The sequence below is a fragment of the Acetivibrio ethanolgignens genome, assembly GCF_001461035.1.
Classification (GTDB): Bacteria; Bacillota; Clostridia; order Lachnospirales; family Lachnospiraceae; genus Velocimicrobium; species Velocimicrobium ethanolgignens.
In genome coordinates this window covers 1,446-7,322 of the sequence record NZ_LNAM01000003.1, presented here as the reverse complement: position 1 = coordinate 7,322, position 5,877 = coordinate 1,446, and the positions used below count along the sequence as shown (strand labels likewise).

6 protein-coding genes are annotated in these 5,877 nt (G+C 37.5%); 1 reads left to right on the top strand and 5 read right to left on the bottom strand.

Translation table 11 applies throughout. From position 1 onward, the window contains the following. Positions 1-311: 311 nt before the first annotated feature. From sfsA to ASU35_RS01255, 5 genes are all read right to left on the bottom strand, one after another. Positions 312-980: a DNA/RNA nuclease SfsA gene (sfsA, locus tag ASU35_RS01275; protein ID WP_341415451.1), complete on the bottom strand. Its 669-nt coding sequence runs from the start codon at positions 978-980 to the stop codon at positions 312-314. 85 nt (positions 981-1,065) lie between these two features. Continuing rightward, the gene (locus ASU35_RS01270; RefSeq protein ID WP_058351317.1) at positions 1,066-1,770 is read right to left on the bottom strand and encodes a DUF4352 domain-containing protein; all 705 of its coding nucleotides are present in this window, start codon (positions 1,768-1,770) and stop codon (positions 1,066-1,068) included. Between the two features lie 64 nt (positions 1,771-1,834). Then, on the bottom strand, positions 1,835-3,364 hold the full coding sequence (locus ASU35_RS01265) for a sensor histidine kinase (protein WP_058351316.1): 1,530 nt from the start codon (positions 3,362-3,364) through the stop codon (positions 1,835-1,837). Beyond that, complete coding sequence (locus ASU35_RS01260) at positions 3,361-4,038, bottom strand: response regulator transcription factor (protein ID WP_058351315.1); 678 nt, start codon at positions 4,036-4,038, stop codon at positions 3,361-3,363. Before ASU35_RS01260 ends, ASU35_RS01265 begins: the two co-directional genes overlap by 4 nt. 62 nt (positions 4,039-4,100) lie before the next feature. Continuing rightward, positions 4,101-4,631 (bottom strand): hypothetical protein, encoded by a 531-nt coding sequence (locus ASU35_RS01255; RefSeq protein WP_058351314.1) that lies wholly within the window; start codon positions 4,629-4,631, stop codon positions 4,101-4,103. A 175-nt stretch (positions 4,632-4,806) separates the two neighbouring features. Between ASU35_RS01255 and ASU35_RS01250 the strand changes: the two genes are divergently transcribed. Further along, on the top strand, positions 4,807-5,829 hold the full coding sequence (locus ASU35_RS01250) for a helix-turn-helix domain-containing protein (RefSeq protein WP_058351313.1): 1,023 nt from the start codon (positions 4,807-4,809) through the stop codon (positions 5,827-5,829). Positions 5,830-5,877 lie beyond the last annotated feature (48 nt).

Below are 5,877 nucleotides of genomic sequence, written 5' to 3'. Positions count from 1 at the left end.
ATCGTCAGAATTTAGCTTGGCTAAATATCCTGAATTATTACTGTTTTTAGGTTGGTTCTATCGAACCCATTCTCTGAATTTCATTAGAATTTTCAGGGTTGTTTCACTGTTTAGTTATCAAGGTTCTTTGTTGTCTGCCTCATAGACAGCTTGTATATTATATCATCTCATCTGCTGATTGTCAACACTTTTTTCGACTTTTTTATTTTTTCTTTTTCCATCAAAATTCCTGTGTTTTCTCAACAGGTTCTAATTATATAACACTCTACAATTTATGTCAAGATAATTTTTATATTTTTCTGTATCAGTTTTTACACTAATTTTACCTTAATCGCCTTATCTATCGCAGCACTATCTTCTGTTATTATGCTGTCATATGCCAAAATCTTCACCCCTGCCTGTTCTGCTTCCCTTAAGGCTTTTGCAAAAGCTGGCTGTGTCCGTTCATTCGGGCGAAATTCTTCTACACCTTTCCGCTGTATTACGAAAATCAACATTGCCTGATAGCCCTGTCTTGCAGCTTCACAAAGCTCTGCTATATGTTTTATGCCTCTTTCCGTAGGTGCATCTGGAAACAATGCTGTCTTTCCTTCTACTAAGGTAACACCCTTTACTTCAATCCAAAAGGCTTTCTGTTCCGCTTCCATATAAAAATCAAATCGTGAATTATCAAAAACACATTCTGGCTTTAATACTGTAATCTTTCCTTCCGGTTGAGTTTCTTCCAGCCACTCTTTTACCATTTTATTTGGTGCTTGCGAATCTACATTCACTGTTATACCATCTTTTTCTACACCAATCAGGGAATAGGCCGTTTTTCGTTTTGGATTTTCATTTCTTTCCAGATAGACGCAGACCCCTGTTACAAAAAGCTCCTTTAGTCTCCCAGTATTTTTTACATGACACAGAACAACCTCATCTGAAACATCTACCTCTGCAATAAAACGATTCCGCCGTTTTATGAATTTTCCTTTTACGATTTCTTTATATTTGATAGTACGAACCCTCCTATCGAATAATAAGAGACTCCAAACTGGATTCTCTTATCGAATTCTTCCTATTTACTTATAATGGAGTAATCTGTGCAGCCATACTATCCCGGGTAAGTAAAAGCTGCCCGCCGCTTAAATCTGCATTCTTTTCCACTTCAAAAACTACAATTACCGTTTTACTCTCCCCTGCTCCAAGCTCTGTATTCAGATAACGCAAATCATTAGGCAATGCCGTTAAAAGAGGCTTATAGCTGTTTTCTCCAAGAGTTAGACTATACTTTATACCGGCCGCTGATAAATCAATCTTTTTCTTTTTCAGGGAAGTATTTTCCAGCTTAAATTCCACTATCAAAAGCTTATTGGAAACACTTGGTTCTATCACAAAATAGTCATTTTTTTCTTCTGGATAACTATTATGAAAGCCGCTTTTTTTATAAGATAAGGATATCCCTTCCTTGGAAAAAATATCATTTAAGCTGCTGTAACTAACTTTTGTAGTATCGGCTGCTTCCGGCTGTTCCGGTACATGATCTGCTTCTGGTGTCTGTGTTACTTCCGTCTGTGGACTTGGGGATATATCCGGTTCTTCTACAGGTTCTAAAGAATCATAAATCAGTTTTTCTTCATACCTCATATCATAGCGAAGAAGAGCTCCAGCTATATACTCTGCAACCATATCATTCTGCTCATTTGTAAGCTCAACCCGTTTGCTGCTACCACAGCCAGCCAGCATACAAGCTGCTGCCAAAAGAAAGAAAATAAGCTTTATTCGTCTCAAAAGTCTACCTCCTACTGTCAAATACTTTTTATATTTTAACACTTATTTTGTCATTCAGCAACCCTTATTCATTTTTTATATCCAGTTCAAACCAGAATTCGACACCATTTTCCAGGTTTCTCACACCAAAATCCTGATTCAGTGTATTCATAATAGCTTTTACAATAGAAAGGCCAATACCACTGCCACCATACTCTCTGGTTCTCGCTTTATCTACCTTATAAAATTTAATCCATACCTTATCAAGCTCTTCCTCCGGTATTTTGTCGCCATCATTATACACACTAATCTTAACCGCAGCCTCCGTCTGTTCCAGTTTTACTGAAATGTTTTTGTCGCCATTCACATGGTTCAAAGCATTACTTATATAGTTCGTCATAACCTCTTCTACCATATATTCATCGGCCCATACATAAATCGGTCCTTTTGCTTCAAAGAAAAGCTTCGCTTCTTTTTGCTGAAACAAAATCTCAGTAGAAGCCAATACACTTTGAATCAGCTCTACTACATCAAATCGTTCAAAGCTTACCGGCTCTTTGCCAAATTCAATCTGATTCAGACTTAAAAGCTTCTTCACCATGCGATTCATTTTGTTAGCTTCATCTATAATAACATCACAATAAAACTCCCTGCTTTCTACATCGTCATTGATGTTATCCTGCAGTCCTTCTGCATAACCCTGAATTAACGCAATTGGTGTTTTCAATTCATGGGATACATTTGACAAAAATTCTGTTCGTATCTCATCTATCTGTATCTTATTCTCAATGTCTCTCTGCAACTCATTATTAGCAGACTTAAGTTCGGAAATTGCCAGCTCCAGCTTACCTGCCATTGTATTAATACTTTTTCCAAGAGTTCCTATTTCATCCTGGCGTTCTACCTCATAGCGACAATCAAAATCCATCTGGGCCATCTTATCTGCTACCTTGGAAAGCTCCAATATCGGCTTTGTAAAGCTCCGACTTACAATAAAAAGCACCAGACTTCCTAGCATGGTTACAAAAATTCCGATATAGGTCAAAAAACGGTTTGAAATCATAATACTTTCCATCATGCTCTGATAATTACTACGAACATAAATACCTGTTTCTGCATTTACTGCACCAAATAACTCTATATAATAGGAATTCATACGTTTATCAAAGATTTTGTAAATTTTGTACTCCCCAGTTGTTTTTAAAAGTTCTCGGTCCCCACCATTTGGTCGCATCCCATTACCTGAGCTCTGGGCCACATACTCCATAATCTGACTGAATACCTGCTTCTGCTGAAAAATATCCATAGCCGGATATAAAAAGTTCAGATAATTTCCCACCTGATCCTGATGATACTGAAACACATACAAATTCAAGCTCTGGTTTGCTCCCAGCTTTTCCAGTGCCAATGAAATCTCTTCTGTATTTTTTTCATCATATTCATTGCTTTCATAGATAGCAGCTGCCTCTGTATAGGCCCTTCCCAGGGTTTTTACCTTTTCCTTCTCGTAATATTCTGGGAGAAAAGCCCTATTTACAATCCATAAAAGAAAAACAATACTTCCTGTTATTAAAACCATCGTCATTACCAGACGAAGCCGAATCGAATACTTCATTCCTCTACCTCGAATTTATAGCCCATGCCCCAAATGGTCTTGATATAATTTCCCTTTTCCCCCATTTTGCTACGAAGCTTTTTTACATGGGTATCAATCGTTCTGGCATCTCCAAAATAATCATAATTCCATACATTATTCAGAATCTTTTCTCTGGAAAGAGCTACCCCCTTATTTGTAATAAAATAGTCCAGTAGCTCAAACTCCTTATAGCTTAGTTCTACTGGTACACCATCGATGGTCACCTCATGAGCTGCTTCATTCAATATAATGCCACCAGCTTCTTTTTTCTCTTCACCCAATTGATTCGTCCTTCGTAAAATCGCCTCAACTCTCGCCACCAGAATTTTAGGACTGAAAGGCTTTGAAATATACTCATCTACACCAAGTTCAAAGCCCAAAAGCTCATCCCGTTCTTCTCCCTTGGCTGTCAACATAATAATCGGCACCTGGGATACCTTACGAATCTCCCGGCATACTTCCCAGCCATCCATCTTCGGCATCATAACATCCAGAATCAGCATACTGATATCCTTTTCTTCGTAAAAAATATCAACTGCCTGCTCGCCATTTTCTGCTTCTAATATTTCATAGCCTTTTTTCACTAAAAAATCCTTTACCAGCTTTCGCATACGACTTTCATCATCTACTACTAAAATTTTCAAAGCATCCATTTTGCATCCTCCTGTCTGTTCCTTATTTTATCATAAAATTATGTAAAAACTGTGAAGGTCTGCTACTTTTCATTTTTTTCTAAACCAGCTTCTTTTTTCTCAAGTTCAGCTTCCCGCTCATTAAGCTCCTGTTCCCATGTAGAATATTGATTCTTTATTTTTTCTTCATAATCCGTAAATATACTATAAGGTGTAAAATAAGAAACCGTCAGCATTCCTGCAATAATCAATATTAGAAATGCAATTACAATCGTTCTAATTTTATTAGAAATCTTTGTCTGTTCATATAGTGCCTGATACTCATCCACCTTTATTTCCTGCTTTTTTACAGGTATCGGCCGTAAATCTTCCTGTATGCTGATACCAGATTTTATAATGATTTCCCTCAGTTCCCGTAAAAATTCCATTCCAATTATTGTACTAAAGGAATTTTTATCCAGTATTTTATTATATAGCTTAAAAGCAATAGAAGGATTTTTCCAATTTACTCCACTTTTCATCTGCTCTATAATGGCCTTTTCTCTTTCTGCCTTCACGTAATCTCGTTTATTTAAAAATTTAAAACCATCAATTTCTCTTTTTCTTTCTTCCATGAAACATCACCTTCTTTTTCCAAAATCTAATTATTCTATTTAAATTTTACCAAAATCCCCCTTATTTGTCCACCGTGCAACCTCTGGTTGACAAATTTTCAAGTCAACCTGCTGTTATGCAACCAACTTTTGTGCTATGATAGATACATAAAATAAATGAAAGCAGGTGTCTATTATGATTTTTTCTGACAAACTGATTCAGCTCAGAAAGAGAAACGGCTGGTCCCAGGAAGAACTGGCCGAAAAATTAAATGTATCCCGTCAATCCGTTTCTAAATGGGAAAGTGCCCAGTCTATCCCTGATTTAAAGAAAATTTTACAGCTAAGCCAGATTTTTGATGTTTCCACCGATTACCTTTTAAAGGATGAACTGGAAACGATAGAATATAATCAGACTAGCTCTGAATCTGACATTTTTGAGCATCAGGCAGGAGATGTCCCTCGTCTTCGCTCTGTTTCTATGGAAGAAGCGAATGCCTTTCTTTCTGTAAAAGCAGCCACTGCACCTAAAATCGCTTTTGCTACCTTTTTATGCATTCTTTCTCCTATTCCTCTTCTGGTCTTAGGAGTAGGAGCAGAAACTGGAATTTTGCCTGTCTCTGAAAATGCAGCCGGAGGTATTGGTATGATTTTTCTTTTGCTCCTTATTGCCGCAGCCTGTGCCATCTTTATTTCCTGCGGAGCTAAGACAAGTCCTTTTTCCTATCTGGAAGAGGATTCCATTGAACTGGACTACGGTGTTGCAGGTATGATTGAAGAAAAAAGGAAGCTGTATAAGCCGGTTTACACTCGCTATAACATTGTGGGAACCTGCTTTTGCATTCTTTCTTTGCTCCCAATGTTTGTATGCCTTTTGTTTACAGAAAATGACTTTTTCATGATACTTTCCCTGTCAGCTCTGCTCTTATCCGTAGCTATCGGTGTTTTCTTCTTTATCTTGGCAGGCATTAACTGGGAAAGTACAAAAAAGCTGCTGGAAGAGGAAGATTATACACGGAAAAGGAAACAGCAGAAACATCATACCCATACTATCAGTACGGTTTACTGGCCGCTTGCAACTGCTATTTATCTCTTTATCAGTCTTCCTACGAATGATTGGAATCGTACCTGGTTTATCTGGCCGGTTGCCGGTGTCTTATTTCCTGTCGTTTTAGCCATTAGCCGACTGATTATGGAAAACCGTACAAAACATAACTAATCCTGAATTATTCACCATTGCACAGTGAAAGTGGATGAAAGCCACATA